This window comes from Staphylococcus sp. 11511212 (genome assembly GCF_011394755.1).
In the GTDB taxonomy this organism is placed as follows: Bacteria; Bacillota; Bacilli; order Staphylococcales; family Staphylococcaceae; genus Staphylococcus; species Staphylococcus chromogenes.
The window spans coordinates 1,013,392-1,038,365 of the sequence record NZ_JAANBQ010000003.1 but is presented as its reverse complement, the minus strand read 5'-3'; the positions used below and the strand labels follow the sequence as shown (position 1 = coordinate 1,038,365).

Below are 24,974 nucleotides of genomic sequence, written 5' to 3'. Positions count from 1 at the left end.
AAAAGCTTTTAGAGCGTGAGTGGATAGTCCGCGCCTATATTGTATTAGTTGTTATTTTGAGCATTCAAGCGGTTTTGATTTATCATTTTGTCAAAGCACTTTTAAAATGGCTCACATTTATATTAAAGTTATTCTATAAATAATTAATGGGGTGAAATTCATGAAAGTATATAGCCAAGGCGATCAGGCTATTGTTGTGTCGTTAAAGGGAGCACTTTCGCCTAAAGCGACAGAGCGATTATTAATTTTAAGGCAGTACTTATTAGAACAAGGCTATCCTTTTATCACTGAAATTGTTCCTACTGAAACGGATATGCTTATTTCTTATGATGCAAGACAAATGATGAAACATTTGGACATTTCATCTCCTTTTTTATATATGAAAGCCTTAATTGAACAAATTGATTTAAGTCACGAAACTTGGGATGAAAAACGCCATTGTATTAAAGTCCCTGTTTACTATGGTGGAGACAATGGCCCACATTTTGAGTCTGTTTTAGAAGAACTAGGATTGACCCGAGAGACCTATATTCAACAACATACGGCACCTGAATATTTTGTTTCGATGATGGGGTTCTCTCCAGGTTTCCCATATTTATCAGGCCTTCCAGAAACATTGGCCGTGCACCATACAGCGAAAGAAAAGCAATTTATCCCTGCAGGCTCTGTGATTTTAGAAAATAAAAAATGTGGAATCACAACGACAGACATTTATGAAGATTGGCTTGTGATAGGGTATACCCCACTAAAATTATTTGATGTCTATCGTGAAGATATGGTTTTAATGTCGATTGGGGATCACGTTAAATTTTATGATGCCGAAGAAAGAGGAGAGGCAAAATGACAATCATCATAGAAGAAGGTGGCTTGTTTTCAAGCTTTCAAGATTTTGGACGTATAGGTTATGAACACTTAGGTATCATACGTAGCGGCGCATTAGACGTGTTAGCGCATGAAATAGCGAATCGACTTGTAGGTAACGACAGAAATGAAGCTACATTAGAGATGACCAATCAAATGGCACGTATACGTTTTACCGAACCCACATTAATTGCATTGTCCGGTGCACAGGCGATAGCTTATACAGAAGATATGCGCGTCAAAATAAATACATTATATCTTATGAATAAAGGTGATGTTTTAACCTTTGATTATGTCAAACGCGGAGCGCGTGTTTATATGGCGATTGCAGGAGGATATGAACTTGATGAATGGTTAGGCTCAGCCTCAACAGATACGATTTCACAGATGGGAGGTTTTCATGGACACGTGCTCAAAGACGGAGATGAAATTCCGATGAAACGTAATTACAATGCACGCCATCATAAGTTATTTGAAAACCTCCAAGACGTGCGCCATACCAACTGGGGTGTGGATGGATATGCTTTATCATTCAATTATCTTTCAGACGTTGTGCATGTCATTCCAAATAAAGGGACAGAAGACTTTGAAGACGCCACATTAAATCAATTTATCCGAAAAGAATATAGTGTGACGAGTAAAGCGAATCGAATGGGCATTGTCCTCGAGGGAGAACCAATAAAGGCCTACTATAATGGCTTTCCTCCTCATCGATCCGTAAAACGAGGGACGATTCAAGTTAAAAAGGAAGGCGCGCCCATTGTATTATTAAATGATCACTATACACTGGGGAGTTATCCGCAAATTGGTACGGTTGCAACGTATCATTTATCTAAAATTGCGCAAAAACGTCAAGGATCTAAAATTAAGTTCCAATTTATTGATGTACTTCAAGCTGAACAAAACTTAGTCAAATATCATCGGTGGATAAAACAACTGTTTCACGGCATTGAATATCGCATGCAAAGTGAAATGTTAAAATAAGAACGAATTCATAAAAGTACGCAAGCTTTTCGGTTTCGACGTGTTGTATTCCTATAGCCATCAAAAATTTACGTCCAACTAAATTTTGATGGCTATTAATATGTGTATGGATAGAAGGGCTGAAAGGACTAGGAGAAAGAATAAAGCTATAATACATCTATAGTCCGAGTACATTTAAAACGGCATCAGTTATACTGTATACATTCGAGAAAATTAACGATTTATCTATGTTTATTAAGAAAGTATGAATACATTTTAAAAGACGTATGTTGCAAGTTTTGAGAAGAAATAAATTTGTTTGTATTTACGTTTAAAACGCCTTTTTCACTTGAAAAATGACACTAATTCGTATATATTGTTATATTGAACTTACTTATGCATGTTACGAGAATATTACAAATATAAAGTTAATCTAATTATTTTTGTTGAAATATTAAGTTGTTGAATATCTATTAATGATTACGATTTGAAAACTGTGCGCAATGCACCATATGAGATGAAAATATGGGGGAACATGAATGGAAAAGAATAGAAAGAAAATAGGGATATTTACGTTTTTCCTGTTGATGGTTTTAACGATTTCTCTTAAAACGTATTTCGCCTATTATGTTGACTTGTCACTTGGTGTTAAAGGACTTACGCAAAACTTAATTTTATTAATGAACCCTTACAGTTTACTCGCACTGATTTTAAGTGTCTTTTTATTTTTTAAAGGAAAAAAAGCGTTTTGGTTCATGTTGATTGGTGGATTTTTACTCACTTTTCTACTTTATGCAAACGTTGTTTATTTCAGATTTTTCTCTGACTTTTTGACGTTCAGCACATTGAACCAAGTGAGTAATGTTGATTCAATGGGTGGTGCTGTTGGTGCATCATTCCAATGGTATGACTTTGTTTATTTCTTAGATATTATCGCTTATTTGTTTATTTTAATCTTTAAACAAAAATGGCTCAGCCTAAACGTTTTCCATAAAAAATTCATTCCGGTTGTTATGGCTACAGCAGTCGCTTTATTCTTCTTAAATTTGGCGTTTGCAGAAACGGACCGACCTGAATTATTAACACGTACTTTTGACCATAAATATTTAGTGAAATATTTAGGCCCTTATAATTTTACAGTATATGATGGCGTGAAAACGATTCAAAATAACCAACAAAAAGCGTTGGCTTCAGAAGATGATTTAACTAAAGTGTTAAATTATACAAAGCAAAAACAAACAACGCCGAATATGGAATATTACGGTAAAGCTAAAGGCAAAAACATTATTAAGATTCATTTAGAAAGTTTCCAAACATTTTTAATCAATAAAAAAGTGAATGGCCATGAAGTGACACCATTCTTAAATAAATTATCGTCTGGTCAAGATGACTTTAGATATTATCCAAATTTCTATCACCAAACAGGACAAGGTAAAACATCAGATGCTGAGTTTACAATGGATAACAGTTTATATGGTTTACCGCAAGGCTCTGCATTTTCTTTAAAAGGTGATAACACATACCAATCTTTACCAGCGATTTTACATCAACAAGAAAACATGACGACGAATGTAATGCACGGGGACTATAAAACTTTCTGGAACCGTGATCAAGTTTACCGTCACTTTGGTGTTGATAAATTCTATGATGCGACATATTACGATATGTCACCAGAAAATTTAGAAAACCTTGGATTAAAAGACAAAGAGTTCTTCAAAGAATCAGCAGACTATTTAAGTAAGGAGAAAAAACCATTTTACTCACATTTAATTACCTTAACAAACCATTATCCATTTACGCTAAGTGAAGAGGATGCTTCAATCCCACCTGGAAATACAGGTAACTCAACAGTAGATGGTTATATTCAAACAGCACACTACTTAGACCAATCGGTAGAACAATTTATCAATGATTTGAAAAAACGTGGTTTATATGATGATTCAGTTATCATTTTATATGGTGACCATTATGGTATTTCTGAAAACCACAATAAAGCGATGTCACAATTACTTGGCGAACCTATTACTCCTGCGAAATTTAATGATTTAAATAAAACAGGTTTCTGGATTAAAGCGCCAGGTGTTGAACCTAAAGTTGACCCAACTTACGCAGGTCAAGTAGACGTAATGCCTACATTACTTCATTTAATGGGTATCGATACGAAAAACTACATCATGTTAGGAACAGACATGCTTTCAAAAGATCATAAACAATTGATTCCATTCCGAAATGGTGATTTTGTAACAGATCAATACAAATACGTAAATGGTAAAGCCTATAGTCACAAAGATAATAAGCCACTTACAACACCGCCTGCAGATTTACAAAAAAATAAAAATCAAGTTGAAAATGATTTAGAAATCAATGATGAAATTTTAAACGGGGATTTAATGCGTTTCTATAAAAACCCAGATTTCAAAAAAGTCAACCCAAGAGACTACAATTATAAAGCAGGTCCAAAAGGTAAAGAAAACTAAACTAAAAGAGCACTTTGGCATGGTCCAAAGTGCTCTTTTGAGGCTAGGACATAAAGATTACCAATAATTAGAAAGCCATCAAAATTTATTCTCAGATAAATTTTGATGGCTATTTTGATACAACTTAATTCAATAAAATTGAGTTGGTAAAGTCTTAACCTAAGGCCACATCTAAAATCATCATTAATGTAAAACCTGCCATTAAACTTAACGTGGCTAAATCTGTATTTTTGGCAGATTGTGAGTCGGGAATAAGTTCTTCCACAACAACAAATATCATCGCACCTGCTGCAAACGCTAAAGCATATGGCAAAATAGGGGTTACCACAATCACAGCTGCAGCACCTACAAGTGCAAACACAGGTTCAACTAATGCAGAAGCTTGCCCATAGTTAAAAGCTTTCCATTTGCTACTGCCTGAGGCACGGATAGGGAGAGAGAGTGCTGCGCCTTCTGGAATATTTTGTATCCCTATTCCAATAGCTAACCCTAAAGCGCCTAAGAGGGTGGCTTGCGTATTGCCTGTAGCCAGTCCTCCAAAAGCCACGCCTACAGCTAAGCCTTCAGGAATATTGTGAAGAGTGATTGCTAAAAATAGCAACGTATTTTTAGTGAGATTTGTAGGTACACCTTCTTGTTTTTGTGATTCATCTTTAGCATTACGGTGCATATGTGGGATGACGTAATCTAATGAACGAATAAAGAGTCCTCCCAATAAAAAGCCAATAGCAGCAGGAAGCCATTGAACGGTGCTGTCTGAACTGCTTTCGATAGCTGGTTGTAAGAGCGACCAAAAGCTTGCCGCAATCATGATGCCAGCCGCAAAGCCTTGCATTGAGTTTAACACTTTTTCATTCACATTTTTAAAAATAAAAACAGTTGCAGCCCCTAATGCAGTTAATAACCAAGTAATGATACCAGCTAATAATGCTTGTAATGTGGGCGACAACGATGTAAGAAAATCCACCATACATAAAGGCTCCTTATATCAATTAAGTTCAAAAAAGTGTATAATATATAGAACTGATTTAAGCGTAACAAATAATCAAGAGTAAATCTATATGAAAAAGGAAGTATGACCGTTGGAAGCGTTTAAAATTGAACACCTCAATAAATCTTATGCAGATAAAGTCATATTTGATAATTTAGCGTTATCGATTTCCAATCAAGAGCGAATTGGACTGGTTGGTATCAATGGGACGGGGAAGAGCTCTCTACTCAAAGTCATCGCTGGGCTAGATGAAGATTTTACAGCGAATGTGACGCACCCGAAACAATATAAAATACGGTATGCAGCACAAAAAGAAGAGCTAGATTTAGACGCGACTGTCTATGACGTGGTTTATCAAGCGGAAACCGAAGCTTTACAAACCATTCGTCGTTATGAAGAAGCTGTAGCTACTTATAATGAAACAATGACAGAGGCCGCTTTAGAGGACATGATGCGTGCACAAGCACAAATGGACGATCAAGCAGTATGGGACTATAGCGCTGAAATTAAAACGATTCTTTCGAAATTAGGCATCCAGGATACCAGTCAAAAAGTTCGTTCACTTTCAGGCGGACAACAAAAGCGAGTGGTATTAGCGCGCACACTCATTGAAAAGCCAGACTTGTTGTTACTTGACGAACCGACGAACCATCTCGATTTTGAATCTATCCAATGGTTAATTCAATTCGTAAAATCCTATCCTAAAACCGTGATGTTTGTCACACATGATCGTCACTTTTTAAACGAAGTGGCTACACGAATTGTCGAATTAAAACAAGGCCAACTACGGTCTTACCCAGGTAATTATGAGGACTATATTGCGATACGTTCAGAGCGCGAAGAAATCGAACAAAAACAACATGCAAAACAGCGTGCTTTGTATAAACAAGAGCTAGAGTGGATGCGGGCAGGTGTTAAAGCACGTACGACTAAACAACAAGCCCGTAAAGATCGTTTTCAAGATCTTGAACATCAAGTGAAGTCGCATCAAACTCAAGATAAGGGTGAATTGAATTTAGCTTATTCGAGACTCGGAAAGCAAGTGTTTGAGCTAGAAGATATTCATAAATCTATCGGAGAAAAAGTGCTTTTTAGTGCTTTTTCCACAATTGTGCAAAAAGGAATGCAAATTGGTATTGTCGGACCTAATGGAGCGGGTAAAACGACATTGTTAAATATTTTAGCAGGGCTCGATGAAGACTATAGCGGCATTTTAAAGGTTGGGCAAACCGTTAAAATTGCTTATTTTAAACAGACAGATGGAAGATTAAATCGTGATATTCGTGTGATCGATTTTTTACGTGAAGAAAGTGAATTGGCACGTCAAAAAGATGGGACAGTCGTATCGGTCACGCAATTGTTAGAACAATTTCTTTTCCCAAGTGCGACCCATGGCAAAAAGGTATTTAAACTCTCAGGTGGGGAGCAAAAACGATTATACTTACTTAAACTTCTTGTACATCAACCGAACGTCTTGATTTTAGATGAGCCAACCAATGATTTGGATACAGAAACTTTAACTATCTTAGAAGATTATATTCAAACATTTGGCGGCACAGTCATTACGGTTAGCCACGATCGTTACTTTTTAAATAAAGTCGTTGACCGATATTGGTATATTCACGATGGACAAATTGAAATTATCCTTGGAGACTTCGACGACTATATGGCCTATAAAGGACAATTAGAAAAATTAAATCAGTCCTCAAAAGCTGAAGCTAAAAAGCCTCAAACAGTCAAAAAGAAAAGCAGAAGTCTGTCCTATAAAGAAAAGCGCGAGTACGAGATGTTACTCCAACGCATCGATGAAACTGAGTCACGTTTAACTGAAATTGAGCAAGAAATGATTGAAGCAAGTGCAGATTATGCAACGATAAAACAATTAAATGATGAAAAAGAAAGTTTAGAAACACAATATGAGAGGGACATCACAAGATGGAGTGAACTTGAAGAAATCATTGAACAGTAAGAGGGATAAAATGGAACAAACACTGTCACATTATTTTGGATATACGCGTTTTCGTCCAGGGCAAAAAGAAATCATAACGAACGTTCTTAACCAACAACATACGTTAGGAGTACTACCTACTGGCGGTGGGAAATCCATTTGTTATCAGGTGCCAGGCTTGATGCTTGGAGGAACCACGCTTGTCATCAGCCCGCTCATATCATTGATGAAAGATCAGGTTGATCAATTACAAACCATGGGGATTTCTGCGGCCTATTTGAATAGTAGTTTAACAATAAAAGCGCAAAAAGAAATTGAAGCGCAATTAATTCAAGGAGAATTGCAATTTTTATATATTGCCCCAGAAAGACTCGAAAATGATGTATTTTTACGTTTGTTAAGACGTGTAGACATTAAACTTGTCGCTTTTGATGAAGCCCATTGTATTTCTAAATGGGGGCATGACTTTAGACCGAGTTATCAGGCGGTGATACATCATGTTATGGCTCTGCCACAACATTTTGCTATTGTGGCTTTAACGGCTACAGCTACTGCTGAAGTCCAACAAGATATCATGGCACGCTTAGGGATTCATGCGCACCGTTTGATTAAAACGAGCATTAAACGTCCGAACTTAATTTTTAAAGTGAACAATACATATCAACGGCAAAAGTTTGTGTTAGATTATGTAAAAGATCATCCGACAGTGTCAGGGATTATTTATTGTTCGACACGTAAGCAAGTCGAGGCGCTTTATGAAGCGTTAGAGGATGCAGATGTTTCTGCAACTTATTATCACGGAGGATTAAATGCCAAACAACGTGATGAGGCTCAAAATGACTTTTTGTATGACCGTAAACGTATTGTTGTGGCGACGAATGCGTTCGGTATGGGGATTGATAAATCAAATGTACGCTACGTGATACATTATAATATGCCTGGAGATTTAGAGTCTTATTATCAAGAAGCAGGGCGTGCAGGTCGTGATGGGTTAGAAAGTGATTGTATATTACTGTTTAGTGATCGGGATATTTCACTCCACCAATATTTTATCTCCTCATCAACAGCGGATGAGGATTATAAAGAAAAGATGGGTGAGAAACTCACTAAAATGATTCAATATACAAAAACAAATAAATGTCTTGAAGCGACGCTCGTGCATTATTTTGAGCCTAATGAAAAATTGTCTGAATGCGAAAAATGTAGCAATTGTGAGGCCCAAAATAAAACATATAATATGACTCAAGAAGCTAAAATGATTATTAGTTGTGTCATTCGATTGGGTCAAAAAGAAGGCTATCAAACAGTCATTCAAGTATTAAGAGGCGAACATTCTGATTATATTAAACGCCAAAACTATGATGCGTTATCTACGTATGGTCTTATGAAAAACTATACAACAGGTGAACTCCACCACTTGATTGATGAATTACGATTTAAAGGCTATTTAAATGAATATGATGAAATTTTAATGTGTGACCGTTCAGTGGAACAATTGTTAAATGAAGGAGTTCAACTGTTAACGACACCATTTAAAACCAAATCTAAAGAGCGTGTGAATATTAATACTGTTGAAGGCGTCGATCGTTATTTATTTGATGTTTTAAGTGAGGTACGTCAAAAATTGAGTGAGCAACTGGATGTTCCACCAATTAATATTTTTTCAGATTATACGCTTGAAGAATTTGCGAAAAGAAAACCGACGACAAAGCAAGAAATGATTCAAATTGAAGGTGTTGGAAGTTATAAATTAAAACATTACTGTCCTCAATTTTTAGAGGCTATTCAAGAGTATAAAACGCATGCATAAGCTTGTGTTCAACTGTCGACAAATTTTAGTGATTGTCGACAGTTTTTTGTTTTCAAGAGATGTTTACAGTTTTCATTGTAATATAGTTGGAATTGAGGTTTTGACATGTTTAGAGTGAGCTTAATTATGTGTTAATTTTAATAAAATCAAGAGCTTATCTTTAGAAGAATAGGGTATAATTTTTATAATGGAAATAAAAAGTATTTTAAATGAGGGGACTATATGATTAAATTCGAGAATGTTACGAAGCGGTATGGAGAAAAAATTGTTGTCGATAAAATTAATCTGAACATTCGGGAAGGTGAATTTTTTGTATTGATTGGGCCTTCAGGATCTGGTAAAACAACGACAATGAAAATGATTAATCGACTCATCCCTTTAACAGATGGCTATATTTATTTTAAAGACCAACCTATTAGTGATTATTCTGTTTATGAGATGCGTTGGGATATGGGGTATGTATTGCAACAAATTGCTTTATTTCCGCATATGAGTATTCGTGATAATATTGCGCAAGTACCTATGATGAAGTCATGGACACAACCAGAAATTGACCGTCGTGTAGATGAACTTTTAAAAATGGTTAATTTAGACCCTAATACATATCGAAATCGAAAACCTGATGAACTATCCGGAGGGCAACGGCAGCGTGTAGGTGTCGTACGTGCTCTAGCTGCAAATCCGCCCGTAGTCTTAATGGATGAGCCGTTTAGTGCGCTTGATCCAATTACACGAGAAAATTTACAAGATGACTTATTACGTCTTCAAGCACAAATCAAAAAAACGATTGTCTTTGTCACGCACGATATTGAAGAAGCGTTTAAACTGGGAGACCGAATTTGTTTGTTAAATGAAGGTCATGTAGAACAAATTGGGACCCCTAATGAGTTTATTCAACATCCGAAAAGTGAATTCGTTAAACAATTTATTGGAGATTTATCAAGCGTGTTTATGAATCATTTTACGTTACACAAAGTTGCAGAATTGATAGGCACACCGACAACGGAAACCGAGCAATGGCCTGTCGTAACGGGAAATCAATTTGTGAGTGATATCTATCATGAGTTTGCGGATCATGAAGCGGTCATTGTCCGAACAACGGATCAATATTGGAAGGTAACGCGACAAGATATTTTCGAATTCTTATCAACACATCGGGCAGGTGATAAGGTATGAGTACATTTTTATCGACCTTAAATGAACGAAAAGGCGAGTTGTTGTCTACACTCATTGAACACATTCAACTGTCATTTATCGCTTTATTAATTGCAGTATTAATTGGTGTGCCTTTAGGAATTCTATTAACTAAGCAAAAAGGGATTGCAGAAGTAGTTATCAATATTGCCGCCGTGTTACAAACCATTCCGTCCTTGGCTTTATTAGGTTTAATGATTCCTTTATTTGGTATTGGAACCGTTCCTGCAATTATTGCGTTAGTCGTCTATGCACTATTGCCTATCTTAAGAAATACATATACAGGTGTCACTGGTGTAGATCCATCCTTAATTGAAGCGGCTAAAGGGATTGGGATGAAGCCTGTAAGACGACTTTCAAAAGTCGAATTACCGCTTGCAATGCCTGTTATTATGGCAGGGATACGCACGGCTATGGTATTAATTATTGGTACAGCAACGTTAGCAGCATTAATAGGTGCTGGTGGTTTAGGGGATTTAATCCTTTTAGGAATCGATCGTAATAACACGGCGCTTATACTCATTGGGGCTATCCCAGCTGCACTTTTAGCCATTATTTTTGATATTGTTTTACGCATATTAGGGCGCATCTCATATAAAAAAATGATGATTACTTTAGGTGTAATATTGTTAGTCATGTTCTTAGTAACCATTGCGCCACTTTTTGCGCAAAAAGGTGAACGTGTGACATTAGCTGGTAAACTCGGCACAGAACCTTCTATCGTGACGAATATGTATAAAATATTGATTGAACAAGATACAAATTATCAAGTTGACGTTAAAGATGGGATGGGAAAAACGACTTTCTTATTCAATGCACTAAAATCAGATGACATTGATGGTTATCTTGAATTTACAGGAACTGTTTTAGGAGAACTCACAAAAGAGTCGCCGAAATCTAAAAATGAGCAAGCCGTCTACGAACAAGCCAATCAAAGTTTAGATCGTAAATTTGATATGAAAATGTTAAAACCGATGAAATATAATAATACGTATGCACTAGCTGTTAAACGAGACTTTGCTGAAAAACATCACTTAAAAACAATCGGTGATTTGAAAAAAGTAGAAAAAGAGATACATCCTGGATTTACGTTGGAGTTTAATGATCGTGGCGATGGTTATAAAGCGGTTAAAAAGACGTATAATTTAAACTTTAACCAGGTAAAAACAATGGAACCTAAATTGAGATATCAAGCTATTGAAAAAGGAGACATTAATCTAATTGACGCGTATTCAACAGATGCAGAGTTAAAACAATACGACATGGTAGTCCTTCAAGATGATAAGAAAAGTTTTCCGCCTTATCAAGGGGCACCACTGTTTAAAAAATCATTTATTGATCAACATCCAGAAATTGAAAAGTCCTTAAACAAATTAGAAGGTAAAATTACTGACGAACAAATGCAAGAAATGAATTATCGTGTGGCAGAAAAAGACGAAGACCCTTATGAAGTTGCGAAATCATATTTAGAAAAAGAAGGGCTTCTCAAATAAATAGGTAAGACAACGGTTTGAGAGAATTCAAGCCGTTGTTTTTTTAGCAATACGCTTTGACGCTTTAAAGCAAATGTGCAATAATGATTATTATATATGAATTAGGTTGTAGCATTTTTTTCATATCATCGTTATAATAGTAAACATATTCCAAAAATTCTGAACATTGGAGGCGGACATTGATGAAATCACAACTCACACAACTGAGCGCATATCAACCTGGATTGTCACCAGAAGCGTTGAAGAAAAAATATAATATTGAGGGAGAACTGTATAAACATGCCTCGAATGAAAATGTTTTTGGTCCATCTCCAAAAGTAAAAGAAGCCATTAAAACGCATGTCGATGATTTATTTTTATATCCTGAGCCGAATGCCCCCTTATTACAACAAGCGATAGCGAAGCATTTTGACATTGAACCTGAGCGTATCTTATTTGGTGCAGGCTTGGATGAAATGATTGTTATTATTTCTCGAACATTATTACGTGCCGGAGATAAGGTGGTCACAAGTGAAGCAACATTTGGCCAATACTTTCATAATGCGGTTGTTGAAGATGCGAATATGGTGCAAGTTCCTCTTAAAGATGGACATTATGATTTAGATGCGATCGCTGATGCTGTCGATGAAGAAACAGCGATAGTATGGCTATGTAACCCAAACAATCCTACTGGAACATATCATTCTCATGAAACGATTGAAGCTTTTATCCAAAAAATTCCTTCAAACGTTACGATTATTTTAGACGAAGCTTATGCAGAATATGTGACGGCCAAAGATTTTCCACGCACATTAGAATTAATGGAAAAGTATCCTAATGTTGCGATGTTACGCACATTCTCTAAGGCCTATGCTTTAGCGGCCTTACGGATTGGTTATTTGATTACCACTAAAGAACTCGCTGCACAACTGAATGTCTTACGTCCACCGTTCAACACGACACGTTTGTCTGAACAGGCGGCCTTAGCTGCTTTAGAAGATCAAGATCATTTAAAAAAAGCTGTCGAAATTAATCAACAAGAACGTCAAAAGTTTTATGAATTGGATACAAATTTAACCATTTATCCCTCACAAACCAACTTTGTATTTGTAGAAACATCAGAAGTTGAGGCATTGAATGAAGCCCTATTAAAAGAAGGTATTATCGCGCGCGCTTTTCCGAATGGGGTGCGTATTACGATTGGTTTCCCAGAACAAAACGCTGTCATTCGTAACGTTTTGTCTCGATTTTAAGCCACAGCGATGAATTTCATTATCGCGTTTGCTATAATCAACGTAATGAAGTAAATTGAGGAGCGATACAATGAGACAGTCTATTGGGATAGATATGGACGAAGTATTAGCGGATACTTTCGGCGCGATATTAGATGAATTTAATCGACGGACACAATTAGGCGTGACTGTGGAACAAATCGTTGGTAAAAAAATTTATGATATCATGCCTGAACACGCTGAAGAAATTAGAAATATTTTAGCGTCAGACGGTTTTTTTAGACGTCTTGAAGTGATTAAAGATGCAAAAGAAGTCGTTAAAAAGTTAGCAGAACATTATGATATCTACATAGTGACTGCCGCGATGGATGTACCCACATCTTTTCATGACAAATATGAGTGGCTAAAAGAGCACTTTCCATTTTTAGATACACAACAATTTGTATTTTGTGGACGCAAAAATATCGTTGCTACAGATTATTTAATTGATGATAATCCTAAACAATTGGCGATTCATACAGGTAAACCTTTAATGTTTACAGCACCGCATAATAGAGACCATACTGAGTTTGAGCGTTTAAATAATTGGAAAGAAGTAGAAGCCTATTTCTTAAATTAAAAGGACAAAAAAAACGGGACTGCATGTGTGTACTGCATCCCTAAAGTTGAACCTAACAAATTTAACTTTGGGGGTGTAATTTGTTAGTTTAGACACTTACAATTGTAGAAATATTTGTGCTATTTTTGTATTTAAAACAAAAATAACGGCTAGTGAACAACTCACCAACCGTTAATAGAACCTATTTTCTGCATTTATTGAAACTTTTATGACACCAATTATACTAAAATTTTTCTACTAAAAGGAGAAGAAAATGCTTAAATCTAATCTAATAAGAATTATTGTATTACTATTATTGATAGCTACTATTATCGTTTATTTTACTATTGGATTTGGTTGGATATGTCAATTACTAATAGTGGTAATGTTTATTTTATCTTTAAGCTATCCTCGCTTCAAAGCAAAGGATGATAAAAAAATATGACTATTCCAATCATTTCTGATATATCATTAAATACAAGCACGAATATCTCTCTTTAATTTGTTTGAGCACTTACAATTATAGAGATATTTGTGCTATTTTTGTATTTAAAACAAAAATAACGGCTAGTGAACAACTCACCAACGGTTAAAAGTATAGAAACCTGTTTTTCGAATAAGAATTTATTCAGATCAAGGATGGCATTACTAAAATATAAATTATATTGAGTCTCTAAAAGAAAATGAAGTGTTTCAAATTATGTCTAGAAAAGCAAGTTCTCTAGATAGCGTTAATGAAATTTTTTTGGATTATAAAAATATGAAATGTATTGGAGTATCGTTTGAAACATTCCAACAACTAGCAACAGCTATTCATAAGTATACAAGTTTTATAACAATACAAGAATTAAATCAAAAATCAAAGGCTTGTCTCCTTGGCAATATAGGAAACAAACCTTTGAAATATTATACTAAACCAAAGTACAACTTTTGGGGCTCAGTGTAGTTATGAGATTGCGCTCCCGTTTTTGGTGCTTTATTGATTAGTAGGTAAGGCAGTGAGTAATTTAATTTTTTGAGGCTCGATATCAATCGTGATAGGGGTTTCGAAATCGATTTCACCATCAATATCGACGCGCATTTTCGGTGTTGTAGAAATGCGGATATGGTGACTTGGAATATGTTGAATATTTTCACTAATTTCATTCCATGTCATACTGTCTCGTAAGCTAAAAATATCTTTTAAAATGCTAATGCTATAGTTATTAAAAATAAATGTACTCAGCTGACCGTCAGAAGGGGATAAGTCTGTCATTGGAACTTTACCTCCACCTATAAAACGTCCATTTGCGAATAAAATCATAGAGGTTTCACCTGTATAAGTCTCACCATCTATTTCTAATTCATAATCAAAATGTTCTGGATTCGTGAGTGTTTTAAACGTCGAAGAGATATAGCTCAGCTTACCAAACACATCTTTAGATTTTCCTTCCACATTTTCAGCGTTTTGGACCATTAAACCAATACCTGCGAAATTTAAGGCGTATTGATCATTATTAATTTTCATCACGTCATAGGCTTCAGGTTCAGCTAAAAGTAAGTCATGTGCGGCATCGCTAGCGCGATTAGAGAGATTTAATGTTTTTGCAAAATCATTAAATGTTCCTCCAGGGATAACTCCGATAGGGAGGTCTAAATTGTTTTTTAAAACACCGTTGATTAATTCGTTGACCGTACCGTCGCCTCCTAAAATAAAAAGGACATCTATTTCTTCAGCATTGTTATTTTCAGAAATTTGTTGGCAATAACTTTCTATATCACCTTCATTTTCACTGAGTTGAATTGAGAATTTCTTACATAATTGAGTCAAAGCTTCAGTCACTTCACCCAATCCTTCATGTATTTTATTAAGACCGGAATGTTGATGATAAAATAAGAGACCATGTTTGTATTTTTGTGTCATTTTATTTCCCACTTTCATAAAACCTATATACTGTCATATATACCGCATTTTAAGCAAATTTAATCGTAAAATAGTAATTCCTTAAGAGAAGTTAGGATTTTAAAACGAAAAAACTTTTAGAGAAAATCAAAATGTAACTATTTTAAAGCGTATAAAAATAGCCGTCAAAATTTACCCTTTGATAAATTTTGACGGCTTTCTACCTTAAAGTAGCATTCTTCTAGTGCTGATTTTAAATTTATTTAACACCTTGCATTAAGTTTTTAATGACAGGTGTGATAAGAATAAGCACGAAACCAATGGCGATAGCGAAAATGCCTGAATATAAAAAGTACTCATTTGAGCTAATCAATGTATACACTTTAACCATTTGAGCATTCAAACCTTGTGCCATCGCATTTGATAAGAACCAGATACTCATCATTTGTGCGGTAAAGGCTTCAGGTGCAAGTTTCGTCGTTGTTGATAAACCGATAGGGGAAATACATAATTCACCTAAAGTAACGATTAAGAAACTAGCCACTAACCAAAACGGATTAATTAATGTCGCTTCAGCTGAAAGAGGCACCACCATTATTAAATATGAAATCCCTGCTAAAATAACACCGATAGCAAACTTTAAGACAGTTGGTGGATTGTAGCGTCCGAGTTTCACCCATAAAATAGAGTAGAGTGGCGCTAAGATAACAATAAATAATGGGTTTAAAGACTGGAACCATGCAGGTGGAATATGAAAATCAATAAGCCCGCCTGTAATGACCGCTAAATTTAATTGTGTTTTAGTGTCTGCAAATTGTGCAAGCACTGTAGACCCTTGCTCTTGAATCATCCAAAATGCAACTGATGCAATAAATAATGGAATATAAGCAAACACACGTTTACGTTCATAGTCTTTTGTCTTTTTACTTAAAATCAGTTTGATAAAGTAAAATAATGGTAAAACAATACCTAAAATAGTAACTAAATTTGCAAAATTTGGTAACGTTAATTGATTGAATAGGCCTAAAACGAATAAAAGTACCGCAACGACTGCAACGACGATAAGAACAATTTTAATCATTTTAGTGCGTTCTGCTTTAGTGAGTGGATCAGGTATTTCTAAACCTGCAAGTCCGAGATTCTTTTTGTTTGTGATTAAATATGTAAGTAATCCAAAGAACATACCTACCGCTGCAAGGGCAAACCCAAGGTGGAACCCTACGTTTGATTGTGCCCATCCTACTATGAGTGGTGCAATTAATGCACCTAGGTTGACAGACATGTAAAAAATTGTAAATGCTGCGTCTAATCTTGGATCGTTTTTATCATACAATAGACCCACTGTTGATGAAATGTTGGGTTTGAGTAAGCCCGTACCAATAATTAAAAAGAGTAGTGCGATAAGTAATAATGTAAAGTTATTCGGAAGCGAGAGTAAAATATGACCGACCATAATGAGTACGCCACCGAAAAAGAGTGCATGGCGTGTGCCTGTAATACGGTCAGCAATCCAGCCGCCAATAATACCGCTCATATATATTAAAGCACCATACATTGAAACGATTTGTAGTGCTAAACCTTGGTCAAGTCCAAATCCACCTTTAGCTACTGAGTAATAGATATAATAAGCTAAAATTGCTTTCATACCATAATAACTAAAGCGCTCCCAAAACTCTGTGAAGAATAACGTACTTAACCCTTTAGGATGCCCGAAGAAACCTGTGCGGGGTGTACTAGCAAGGATTTCTTCTTTGCTATAATGCTGATTCATCTATTCATTTCCCCCTTAAATCGTGAAGATAAAACTATTTTAAACCTATTGTAAAGTTTTAACAAGAAAATTCAGTAAATTTTGAATGGTTTCAAGTCAAATTAGTGACAATTTCTAACTATTTAAAAAAGGCTCTACTGTTGACGAGGATGTCAAGTGTAGAACCGTTAAGAAAATTAGCGATTATCAATTTTTTCAGGATACATGTCATGATTCATAAGACGATGTTCAGCCATCGCTTCATATTTTGTATTTGGACGACCATAATTTGTGTACGGATCGATTGAAATCCCGCCACGTGGCGTGAATTTGCCCCAAACTTCAATATAGTGAGGATCCATTAAATCGATTAAATCATTCATAATGATATTCATACAATCTTCGTGAAAATCCCCATGATTTCTGAAACTAAATAAATAAAGCTTTAAAGATTTAGATTCTACCATTTTAATGTTTGGGATATATGAAATATAAATGGTCGCAAAGTCAGGTTGTCCTGTGATAGGACAGAGCGAAGTGAACTCTGGGCAATTAAATTTAACAAAGTAATCGCGACCTTGGTGCTTATTATCGAAAGTTTCAAGCACATCAGGTCTGTAATCAAATTCATATTTATTGTTTTGATTGCCTAACAGCGTAATATCTTGTAATTCTTCTTTAGAACGTCCTTCTGTCATAAGGTTGACCTCCAGTCAGTATTTAATTTTGAGTTGAATTTGTACGGGCTTCACGTCTCGCTTTTTCAAACATGAAATAACTAGCACTTAAAATAATGACATAGCCAATCACAGCGATAAAGTCAGGTGATTCACCAAATAGGATGAAACCGATAAGCGCAGTGAAAATAATTGATGCATAAGTAAAGATTGAAATGTCTTTTGCGGGTGCAAAACTATAGGCAATCGTAATACCTATTTGACCCACAGCAGCGGATAACCCTGCCAAGATGAGATATATAATTTGTATTGAAGTCATTGGTTCATAAGTGAATAATACAAATGGTAGCAGTGCCACAACTGAAAATAATGAAAAATAAAACACGATAGTATACGGCGCTTCTCGAGTACTTAAAGCACGCACCGCCGTGTAAGCAGCGGCTGCAAAAATACCAGATAATAACCCCATTAAAGCAGGGATAATATCAGATGAAAACTCAGGTTTTACAACAAACAACATACCAATAATAGCTATCAGCATAGCAGTAATTTGATATTTTTGAATGTATTCTTTTAAGAAAATCAAACTTAACAATATCGTCCAAAATGGATTGAGTTTCATAAGAATATCTGCATCACTTAACACCATGTGATCGATAGCATAAATATTTAAGAGAACACCTGTCAATCCAAGTGTCGAGCGGAGAATGAGCAAAGGTTGACTGCTTAATTTTCCTAAAACAGGTTGCTTGTATTTGATAATAAAAAATAAGGGAATAAACATGGCAACCATATTTCGAGCTAAAGATTTTTGAAAGACAGGTAAATCACCAGCAAGACGAAAAAAAACTGCCATAAAACTAAATCCAATAGCAGAAATCAGTATAGCGATGATGCCTTTCATTTTTGAATTCATGGAATCGCCTCTTGTTATTAATTTTCAACGTATTAATAGTAGCATAATTTGGAAGTTTATGCATAAGAAGTTGAAAATTTGCGAATGAAAAGTTATACTAAAATCGAACATTTGTTCGATTTATACTACAACTAATTGCTAAATGTCAAGCATTTTTAAACGCTTTTAATTCATCTATAGGCGCATAAAATTTTCATAAATTTTCATTCGTTGGTATGAGTGCATTGAGTGACAATGAGTGACAAAAACTTTATTTTCTTCTTTAAAAAGCCAGAGGTCTGATGTACAATGATACATATATATAGTATTGACTGAGAACATTAAACACAATATATAGTGTTTAGGATGGGAAAATGGTAAGCAGAAACTACAAGTAGTTAGCAAGATTACACTTTAAAATGAGATTAACCCTAGCTCAGTTTCTTCACTCCAAATTAGAAATAGCTAACGAATAGAGTGTGTCTAATACACTATGAAAAGGAAATATATCTTAGATTTGTGAACCAAAATATATGTTCGCTTTTACTTCATTCCGATCATCCTCGATTTATTCACCCTTAAAACAATGTCATAAAGCGTTACGGCACAATACAAACGATAGACTCACTCATACAGACATATAATGTTTGAGGTGAGATTGTGCGTGTATATGTTATGGATAAAAAGAAAGGAAGTCCTTACTATGAAAGTGGTTTATTACTCATTTACAGGCAATGTAAAACGCTTTATTAAACGTACTGGATTAACGGACACAATGGAGATTACTGAAAGCTCCGCAACTGAGCGCATTGACGTTCCTTTTGTAATTGTAACAGGTACCATTGGTTTTGGGGAGGTACCAAAGCCAGTGCAACAATTTTTAGAACTCAACTACAAAAATTTACAAGCGGTAGCGGCAAGTGGCAACCGTAATTGGGGGCAAAATTTTGCAAAAGCAGGTATTAGGATTGCAGATGAATATAATGTCCCTTTATTAATGAAATTCGAATTGCATGGCAGTTTAAATGATACAGAGGAATTTAAGGAGAAGGTGGTTAATTTTTATGAAAACTATGGAACAAAAGCAGTATAAACATATCGAATTAAACAACCAAGTAACAAAAAGAAATGAAACAGGTTTTTTTGATTTAGAAAAAGATCAAGAAGCACTTTCGGTTTACTTGGAAGAAATCGATGATAAAACTGTCAAATTCGATAATGAACTTGATCGATTACGTTTTCTAGTCAATCAAAACTTTTACTATAATGTATTTGAAGATTATAGTGAACAACAATTAAATGAAATCATCACCTTTGCGAACAATATACCTTTTCAATTTGCGAGTTATATGTCGGCGAGTAAATTTTTTAAAGACTATGCTTTGAAAACAAATGATAAAGCAAAATATCTTGAAAATTATCATCAACATGTGATCATCGTTTCGCTTTATTTAGCAAATGGCCAAGTCGAACTTGCTAAGCAATTTGTACGTGCAATGGTTGAACAACGTTATCAACCAGCAACACCAACTTTCTTGAATGCTGGACGTGCACGTCGTGGAGAATTGGTTTCCTGCTTCTTACTAGAAGTAGATGATAGCTTGAATTCGATTAATTTTATTGATTCAACGGCAAAACAGCTCAGTAAAATAGGGGGAGGCGTTGCGATTAACCTCTCTAAACTTCGCGCACGTGGTGAAGCGATTAAAGGCATCAAAGGCGTCGCAAAAGGGGTGCTTCCTGTAGCTAAAGCTCTAGAAGGCGGATTTAGTTATGCGGATCAACTTGGACAACGTCCAGGCGCAGGAGCAGTCTATTTAAATATTTTCCATTACGACGTCGAAGAGTTTTTAGATACTAAAAAAGTAAATGCCGATGAAGATTTACGTTTGTCTACAATTTCTACAGGTTTAATTGTACCTTCTAAATTTTTCGAACTTGCGAAAGAAGGTAAAGATTTCTTTATGTTTGCTCCTCATACAGTCGAGGAAGAATATGGGGTGACATTGGATGATATTGATATCGATGAGTATTATGATCGTCTTGTTGAAAACCCAAATATTATGAAAAAATCTAAAGATGCACGTGAAATGTTAAATATGATTGCGCAAACACAACTGCAATCCGGTTATCCTTATTTGATGTTTAAAGATAATGCCAATAAAGTGCATCCAAATGCAAATATTGGTCAAATCAAAATGAGTAATTTATGTACGGAAATTTTCCAATTACAAGAGACGTCTATTATTAATGATTACGGTGTTGAAGATGAAATTAAACGTGATATTTCTTGTAATTTAGGATCTTTAAATATTGTCAATGTCATGGAATCTCAGCGTTTCAGAGACTCTGTCCATACAGGTATGGACGCGCTCACGTTTGTCAGCGATGAGGCCAATATTCAGAATGCACCTGGTGTCAGAAAAGCGAACCGTGAACTACATTCGGTTGGATTAGGTGTCATGAACTTACACGGCTTTTTAGCTAAAAACCAAATTAATTATGAATCAGAAGAAGCAAAAGATTTTGCGAATGTTTTCTTTATGATGATGAACTTCTACTCATTGGAACGTTCAATGCAAATCGCAAAAGAACGCGGTGAAAAATTTGCTGATTTCGAACAGTCAGATTATGCTAATGGGCGTTATTTTGAACGCTATGTTAATGAAGACTTTTTACCACAATATGATAAAGTAAAAGCTTTATTTGAACATCATGACATTCCAACACGTGAAGATTGGAAAGCCCTCCAAGCTGAAGTAGAAAAATATGGACTTTACCATGCTTATAGATTAGCCATTGCGCCTACTCAAAGTATTTCGTATGTGCAAAATGCGACAAGTTCTGTGATGCCAATTGTGGATCAAATCGAAAGACGTACCTATGGTAATGCAGAAACATTTTATCCAATGCCATTTTTATCTCCACAAACGATGTGGTATTACAAATCAGCGTTCAATACAGATCAAATGAAATTAATCGATTTAATCGCAACCATTCAAACACATATTGACCAGGGCATCTCAACGATTTTATATGTGAATTCTGAAATTTCAACACGAGAATTGTCTCGTTTATACGTTTATGCGCATCATAAAGGTTTAAAATCTTTATACTATACGCGTAATAAACTGTTGAGTGTTGAAGAATGTACAAGCTGTTCAATTTAATCGATCTGTCTTAGTATTCATAGGTGATGAAATGGAGAACCCATAATGCTATGAATCGCTATAAGCAATACGATGATGCTGTTACGAAATAAAGGGTAAGGGTCTCTCTTTTGCTCTTTATTTCGCATCTTTCATTCAGATTCAGTGACTTAAGGGAAAATATTAAAGGGATTGCGTGCAATCGATGGGAATCGCACGAATATCCTGGTTCATCATATTAATTTAAGAATAGGAGAAATAGATTGCGATGATAGCTGTTAATTGGAATACACAAGAAGATATGACAAATATGTTTTGGCGTCAAAATATAGCTCAAATGTGGGTTGAGACAGAATTTAAAGTTTCTAAAGATATCGCGAGTTGGAAAACTTTAACAGAAGATGAGCAAAATGCTTTTAAAAAAGCTTTAGCAGGGTTAACTGGCTTAGATACTCATCAAGCAGATGATGGTATGCCTTTAATCATGTTACATACCAAAGATTTACGTAAAAAAGCAGTTTACGCTTTTATGGGAATGATGGAACAAATACATGCGAAAAGCTACTCACACATTTTTACGACATTGTTGCCCTCAAAAGAGACAAACTATTTACTAGATGAATGGGTGTTGGAAGAACCTCATTTAAGATACAAATCAGAAAAAATCGTAGGAACCTATCATAAATTATGGGGAGAAGAAGCTTCAATTTATGATCAATATATGGCCAGAGTCGCTAGTGTATTTTTAGAAACATTCTTATTCTATTCAGGTTTCTATTATCCGTTATATCTTGCAGGACAAGGGCGTATGACAACTTCTGGGGAAATCATACGTAAAATTTTATTAGATGAATCCATTCATGGTGTATTCACAGGCTTAGACGCCCAACACTTACGAAATGAATTGTCAGAAAGTGAAAAATTAAAAGCGGACCAAGAAATGTACAAATTACTTGAGGATTTATATAAAAATGAAGCCTCTTATACGCGTGAATTATATGAGCCATTAGGCTTAGCGGAAGATGTTTTAAATTACGTACGCTACAATGGTAATAAAGCATTATCTAATCTTGGTTTTGAACCCTATTTTGAAGAACGTGAATTTAATCCAATTATTGAAAATGCGTTAGATACGTCTACTAAAAACCACGATTTCTTCTCAGTTAAAGGTGATGGTTATACATTGGCATTAAATGTAGAAGCCTTAAAAGACGAAGATTTCATATTTGATGATAAATAAGGTTCTATACTATTAACGGTTGGTGAGTTAATCACTAACCGTTATTTTTGTATTAGATACAAAAAGTGGTTCTATAATAAATCGGACTGATGTATAAATAATTTCATGTATTTGATTATTCCATAAAGCCTCGCTTTTCTAGGCGCCTCACCTCTGCATGAAGACGTTACGAATGAAATAAGTTACGTATTCAGTACACCCATGAACATACGTGAATAGGTAATCCATAGTTTAAGATTGAGAAAATATCAATCTTAAAATGGATTTTCGGTTTCGGCTAGATGCCTCAGAAGTCTCGGCTTAGGAACTAATCAAATACGCAATATATATTCACAAGCGTTATAAAATCTATTTTACGACTCAGTTTTACTGATTTAAGTAGTATTAAATAACCAACAACGTTCAAGAATTTATACTCTTAAAGCAATTTATTATTGCCTTACTCCTTGATTTAATGTGACAAGCTCGATTGGACAGTAAGTCTTTTAAAACAGAAATTCCTAGAATACATTGAGAGACAAAAAAGCAGGACATAACGTCCCGCTTTTTTTCGTCTATTATATTTCAAAATAAACATGATAATGCAATTTGCAACGACTGTTAAAGTGGGCATTGCATTTAGGACATGATTCAATGAGCATATATTCATTAATCGTCATTTCATGTTTGCATACGCCGCACATAATGGCCTTTTCATTAAATTCATGTTCTTTCCATCTCTGAATACGATGATGTTCCGCTTCGTTATGACATTTGTAACATGGATAGTATTTGTTGCAACATTTAAATTTAATTGCAATGACATCAAGAATCGTTTGATAGTGTACACAACGTGTTTCATTATCGATGACTTGACCATATACAGTTGGCATAATTTTGCTCCTTTACTACTGACGTGCTTCTATTTTTTCGCCAATAATACGAACTTCTCTTTCTAAAGTAACATCAAATTTTTCTTTCACGACTTTTTGTACGTGATGGATTAAATCCTCATAATCAGTAGCAGTTCCGTGATCCACATTAACCATAAAACCGGCGTGCTTTTTAGAAACCTCCACACCACCGACACGATAGCCTTGCAGATGGGCATCTTGGATTAATTTACCTGCAAAATAACCAGGTGGTCGACGAAAAACACTGCCACATGATGGATATTCTAACGGTTGTTTAGATTCACGACGCTCTGTTAAGTCGTCCATGACTTCTTGAATTTCATGTTGTTTGCCAGGAGCTAAAGTAAAAGCCGCTTCTAGCACGACATAATGTTCTTTTTGAATGATACTATTTCTGTAGTCTAAATCTAATTCATTATGTGTTAACTGAAACATTTCGCCTTTTTCGTTGACGACACGTGCATAATCGATGACGTCTTTAACTTCACCGCCATAAGCGCCTGCGTTCATGTAAACCGCACCCCCAACAGAACCAGGAATACCACATGCGAACTCAAGCCCTGTTAAAGATAAATCTCTCGCTTGACGAGAAACATCGATAATCGCAGCACCGCTTCCTGCTACAATCGTTGTATCAGAGACGTCGATATAATTTAAATCTAATAGACTTAACACAATGCCTCGTATACCACCATCTCGAATAATAATATTTGAGCCATTTCCTAAATAAGTTACAGGAATGTTGTTTTCATATGCAAATTGTACAACTTTTTGTACCTCTTCATAACTTTTAGGAGAAATATAAAAATCCGCATTACCTCCTGTTTCAGTGTACGTATAACGTTTAAGCGGTTCATCAACTTTAATAATCTCTTCTGGAATGATCTGCTTTAATTTTTGTAAGATGTTAGCGTTATCCAAAAATAACATCCTTTCTTTTAT

General features: G+C 35.3%; 19 protein-coding genes and 1 pseudogene. 13 read left to right on the top strand and 7 right to left on the bottom strand.

From position 1 onward, the window contains the following. The first annotated feature begins 160 nt into the window (after positions 1-160). From G8Y84_RS06465 to ltaS, 3 genes are all read left to right on the top strand, one after another. Entirely contained in the window at positions 161-844 is a 684-nt protein-coding gene (locus G8Y84_RS06465; protein WP_103159353.1) for a 5-oxoprolinase subunit B family protein, read from the top strand. Beyond that, on the top strand, positions 841-1,845 hold the full coding sequence (locus tag G8Y84_RS06460) for a 5-oxoprolinase subunit C family protein (protein WP_037572575.1): 1,005 nt from the start codon (positions 841-843) through the stop codon (positions 1,843-1,845). The genes G8Y84_RS06465 and G8Y84_RS06460 overlap by 4 nt, the downstream gene beginning before the upstream one ends. A 518-nt stretch (positions 1,846-2,363) precedes the next feature. Further along, the gene (gene ltaS, locus G8Y84_RS06455; protein WP_105962949.1) at positions 2,364-4,301 is read left to right on the top strand and encodes a polyglycerol-phosphate lipoteichoic acid synthase LtaS; all 1,938 of its coding nucleotides are present in this window, start codon (positions 2,364-2,366) and stop codon (positions 4,299-4,301) included. 154 nt (positions 4,302-4,455) lie between these two features. On the opposite strand, the gene G8Y84_RS06450 is transcribed toward ltaS, so the two are convergent. After that, positions 4,456-5,271 (bottom strand): ZIP family metal transporter, encoded by an 816-nt coding sequence (locus G8Y84_RS06450; protein ID WP_136731939.1) that lies wholly within the window; start codon positions 5,269-5,271, stop codon positions 4,456-4,458. 112 nt (positions 5,272-5,383) lie between these two features. Between G8Y84_RS06450 and G8Y84_RS06445 the strand changes: the two genes are divergently transcribed. The 7 genes and pseudogenes from G8Y84_RS06445 to G8Y84_RS11575 form a co-directional block, all read left to right on the top strand. After that, a complete protein-coding gene (locus G8Y84_RS06445) occupies positions 5,384-7,261 on the top strand; it encodes an ABC-F family ATP-binding cassette domain-containing protein (RefSeq protein WP_165806199.1) in 1,878 nt (625 codons plus the stop codon). 10 nt (positions 7,262-7,271) lie between these two features. Continuing rightward, positions 7,272-9,050 (top strand): DNA helicase RecQ, encoded by a 1,779-nt coding sequence (gene recQ / locus G8Y84_RS06440; protein ID WP_105962951.1) that lies wholly within the window; start codon positions 7,272-7,274, stop codon positions 9,048-9,050. A gap of 222 nt (positions 9,051-9,272) precedes the next feature. Next, positions 9,273-10,226, top strand: a complete 954-nt coding sequence (locus G8Y84_RS06435; protein ID WP_037572561.1) for an ABC transporter ATP-binding protein — start codon at positions 9,273-9,275, stop codon at positions 10,224-10,226. After that, positions 10,223-11,737: an ABC transporter permease/substrate-binding protein gene (locus G8Y84_RS06430; RefSeq protein ID WP_103159359.1), complete on the top strand. Its 1,515-nt coding sequence runs from the start codon at positions 10,223-10,225 to the stop codon at positions 11,735-11,737. Before G8Y84_RS06435 ends, G8Y84_RS06430 begins: the two co-directional genes overlap by 4 nt. Positions 11,738-11,919: 182 nt before the next feature. After that, positions 11,920-12,969 carry a histidinol-phosphate transaminase gene (hisC, locus tag G8Y84_RS06425; protein WP_103159360.1) on the top strand — a complete coding sequence of 350 codons (1,050 nt, stop codon included), beginning with the start codon at positions 11,920-11,922 and terminating at the stop codon, positions 12,967-12,969. A gap of 70 nt (positions 12,970-13,039) precedes the next feature. Next, positions 13,040-13,567 (top strand): 5' nucleotidase, NT5C type, encoded by a 528-nt coding sequence (locus tag G8Y84_RS06420; RefSeq protein WP_037572553.1) that lies wholly within the window; start codon positions 13,040-13,042, stop codon positions 13,565-13,567. Positions 13,568-14,351: 784 nt separating this feature from the next. Next, positions 14,352-14,461, top strand: a pseudogene (locus G8Y84_RS11575) (IS3 family transposase); the annotation flags it as partial. A 61-nt stretch (positions 14,462-14,522) separates the two neighbouring features. Here G8Y84_RS11575 and G8Y84_RS06410 read toward each other — a convergent pair. From G8Y84_RS06410 to G8Y84_RS06395, 4 genes are all read right to left on the bottom strand, one after another. After that, the gene (locus G8Y84_RS06410) at positions 14,523-15,449 is read right to left on the bottom strand and encodes a diacylglycerol/lipid kinase family protein (RefSeq protein WP_105965142.1); all 927 of its coding nucleotides are present in this window, start codon (positions 15,447-15,449) and stop codon (positions 14,523-14,525) included. A gap of 238 nt (positions 15,450-15,687) precedes the next feature. Further along, positions 15,688-17,199: a peptide MFS transporter gene (locus G8Y84_RS06405; RefSeq protein ID WP_119512941.1), complete on the bottom strand. Its 1,512-nt coding sequence runs from the start codon at positions 17,197-17,199 to the stop codon at positions 15,688-15,690. Positions 17,200-17,375: 176 nt separating this feature from the next. Then, complete coding sequence (queF, locus tag G8Y84_RS06400) at positions 17,376-17,876, bottom strand: preQ(1) synthase (RefSeq protein WP_037572545.1); 501 nt, start codon at positions 17,874-17,876, stop codon at positions 17,376-17,378. A 22-nt stretch (positions 17,877-17,898) separates the two neighbouring features. Then, on the bottom strand, positions 17,899-18,771 hold the full coding sequence (locus tag G8Y84_RS06395; RefSeq protein ID WP_037572541.1) for a DMT family transporter: 873 nt from the start codon (positions 18,769-18,771) through the stop codon (positions 17,899-17,901). 682 nt (positions 18,772-19,453) lie between these two features. On the opposite strand from G8Y84_RS06395, the gene nrdI reads away from it, so the two are divergent. From nrdI to nrdF, 3 genes are all read left to right on the top strand, one after another. Further along, positions 19,454-19,843 (top strand): class Ib ribonucleoside-diphosphate reductase assembly flavoprotein NrdI, encoded by a 390-nt coding sequence (gene nrdI, locus G8Y84_RS06390; protein WP_119512943.1) that lies wholly within the window; start codon positions 19,454-19,456, stop codon positions 19,841-19,843. Next, positions 19,815-21,920, top strand: coding sequence for a class 1b ribonucleoside-diphosphate reductase subunit alpha (nrdE, locus tag G8Y84_RS06385; protein WP_105962954.1), 2,106 nt, complete (start codon positions 19,815-19,817; stop codon positions 21,918-21,920). Before nrdI ends, nrdE begins: the two co-directional genes overlap by 29 nt. Positions 21,921-22,167: 247 nt before the next feature. After that, complete coding sequence (nrdF, locus tag G8Y84_RS06380) at positions 22,168-23,139, top strand: class 1b ribonucleoside-diphosphate reductase subunit beta (protein ID WP_037572532.1); 972 nt, start codon at positions 22,168-22,170, stop codon at positions 23,137-23,139. 557 nt (positions 23,140-23,696) lie between these two features. On the opposite strand, the gene G8Y84_RS06375 is transcribed toward nrdF, so the two are convergent. Beyond that, positions 23,697-24,011 carry a CHY zinc finger protein gene (locus G8Y84_RS06375; protein ID WP_037572530.1) on the bottom strand — a complete coding sequence of 105 codons (315 nt, stop codon included), beginning with the start codon at positions 24,009-24,011 and terminating at the stop codon, positions 23,697-23,699. Positions 24,012-24,026: 15 nt separating this feature from the next. Next, a complete protein-coding gene (gene murB / locus G8Y84_RS06370; protein ID WP_165806198.1) occupies positions 24,027-24,953 on the bottom strand; it encodes a UDP-N-acetylmuramate dehydrogenase in 927 nt (308 codons plus the stop codon). Positions 24,954-24,974: the final 21 nt, after the last annotated feature.

Excerpts from the sequence above, each read along its gene's own strand:
- G8Y84_RS06465 (WP_103159353.1), top strand. The coding sequence starts at position 161 with ATGAAAGTATATAGCCAAGGCGATCAGGCTATTGTTGTGTCGTTAAAG.
- G8Y84_RS06460 (WP_037572575.1), top strand. The coding sequence starts at position 841 with ATGACAATCATCATAGAAGAAGGTGGCTTGTTTTCAAGCTTTCAAGAT.
- ltaS (WP_105962949.1), top strand. The coding sequence starts at position 2,364 with ATGGAAAAGAATAGAAAGAAAATAGGGATATTTACGTTTTTCCTGTTG.
- G8Y84_RS06450 (WP_136731939.1), bottom strand. The coding sequence starts at position 5,271 with ATGGTGGATTTTCTTACATCGTTGTCGCCCACATTACAAGCATTATTA.
- recQ (WP_105962951.1), top strand. The coding sequence starts at position 7,272 with ATGGAACAAACACTGTCACATTATTTTGGATATACGCGTTTTCGTCCA.
- G8Y84_RS06435 (WP_037572561.1), top strand. The coding sequence starts at position 9,273 with ATGATTAAATTCGAGAATGTTACGAAGCGGTATGGAGAAAAAATTGTT.
- G8Y84_RS06430 (WP_103159359.1), top strand. The coding sequence starts at position 10,223 with ATGAGTACATTTTTATCGACCTTAAATGAACGAAAAGGCGAGTTGTTG.
- hisC (WP_103159360.1), top strand. The coding sequence starts at position 11,920 with ATGAAATCACAACTCACACAACTGAGCGCATATCAACCTGGATTGTCA.
- G8Y84_RS06420 (WP_037572553.1), top strand. The coding sequence starts at position 13,040 with ATGAGACAGTCTATTGGGATAGATATGGACGAAGTATTAGCGGATACT.
- G8Y84_RS06410 (WP_105965142.1), bottom strand. The coding sequence starts at position 15,449 with ATGACACAAAAATACAAACATGGTCTCTTATTTTATCATCAACATTCC.
- G8Y84_RS06405 (WP_119512941.1), bottom strand. The coding sequence starts at position 17,199 with ATGAATCAGCATTATAGCAAAGAAGAAATCCTTGCTAGTACACCCCGC.
- queF (WP_037572545.1), bottom strand. The coding sequence starts at position 17,876 with ATGACAGAAGGACGTTCTAAAGAAGAATTACAAGATATTACGCTGTTA.
- G8Y84_RS06395 (WP_037572541.1), bottom strand. The coding sequence starts at position 18,771 with ATGAATTCAAAAATGAAAGGCATCATCGCTATACTGATTTCTGCTATT.
- nrdI (WP_119512943.1), top strand. The coding sequence starts at position 19,454 with ATGAAAGTGGTTTATTACTCATTTACAGGCAATGTAAAACGCTTTATT.
- nrdE (WP_105962954.1), top strand. The coding sequence starts at position 19,815 with ATGAAAACTATGGAACAAAAGCAGTATAAACATATCGAATTAAACAAC.
- nrdF (WP_037572532.1), top strand. The coding sequence starts at position 22,168 with ATGATAGCTGTTAATTGGAATACACAAGAAGATATGACAAATATGTTT.
- G8Y84_RS06375 (WP_037572530.1), bottom strand. The coding sequence starts at position 24,011 with ATGCCAACTGTATATGGTCAAGTCATCGATAATGAAACACGTTGTGTA.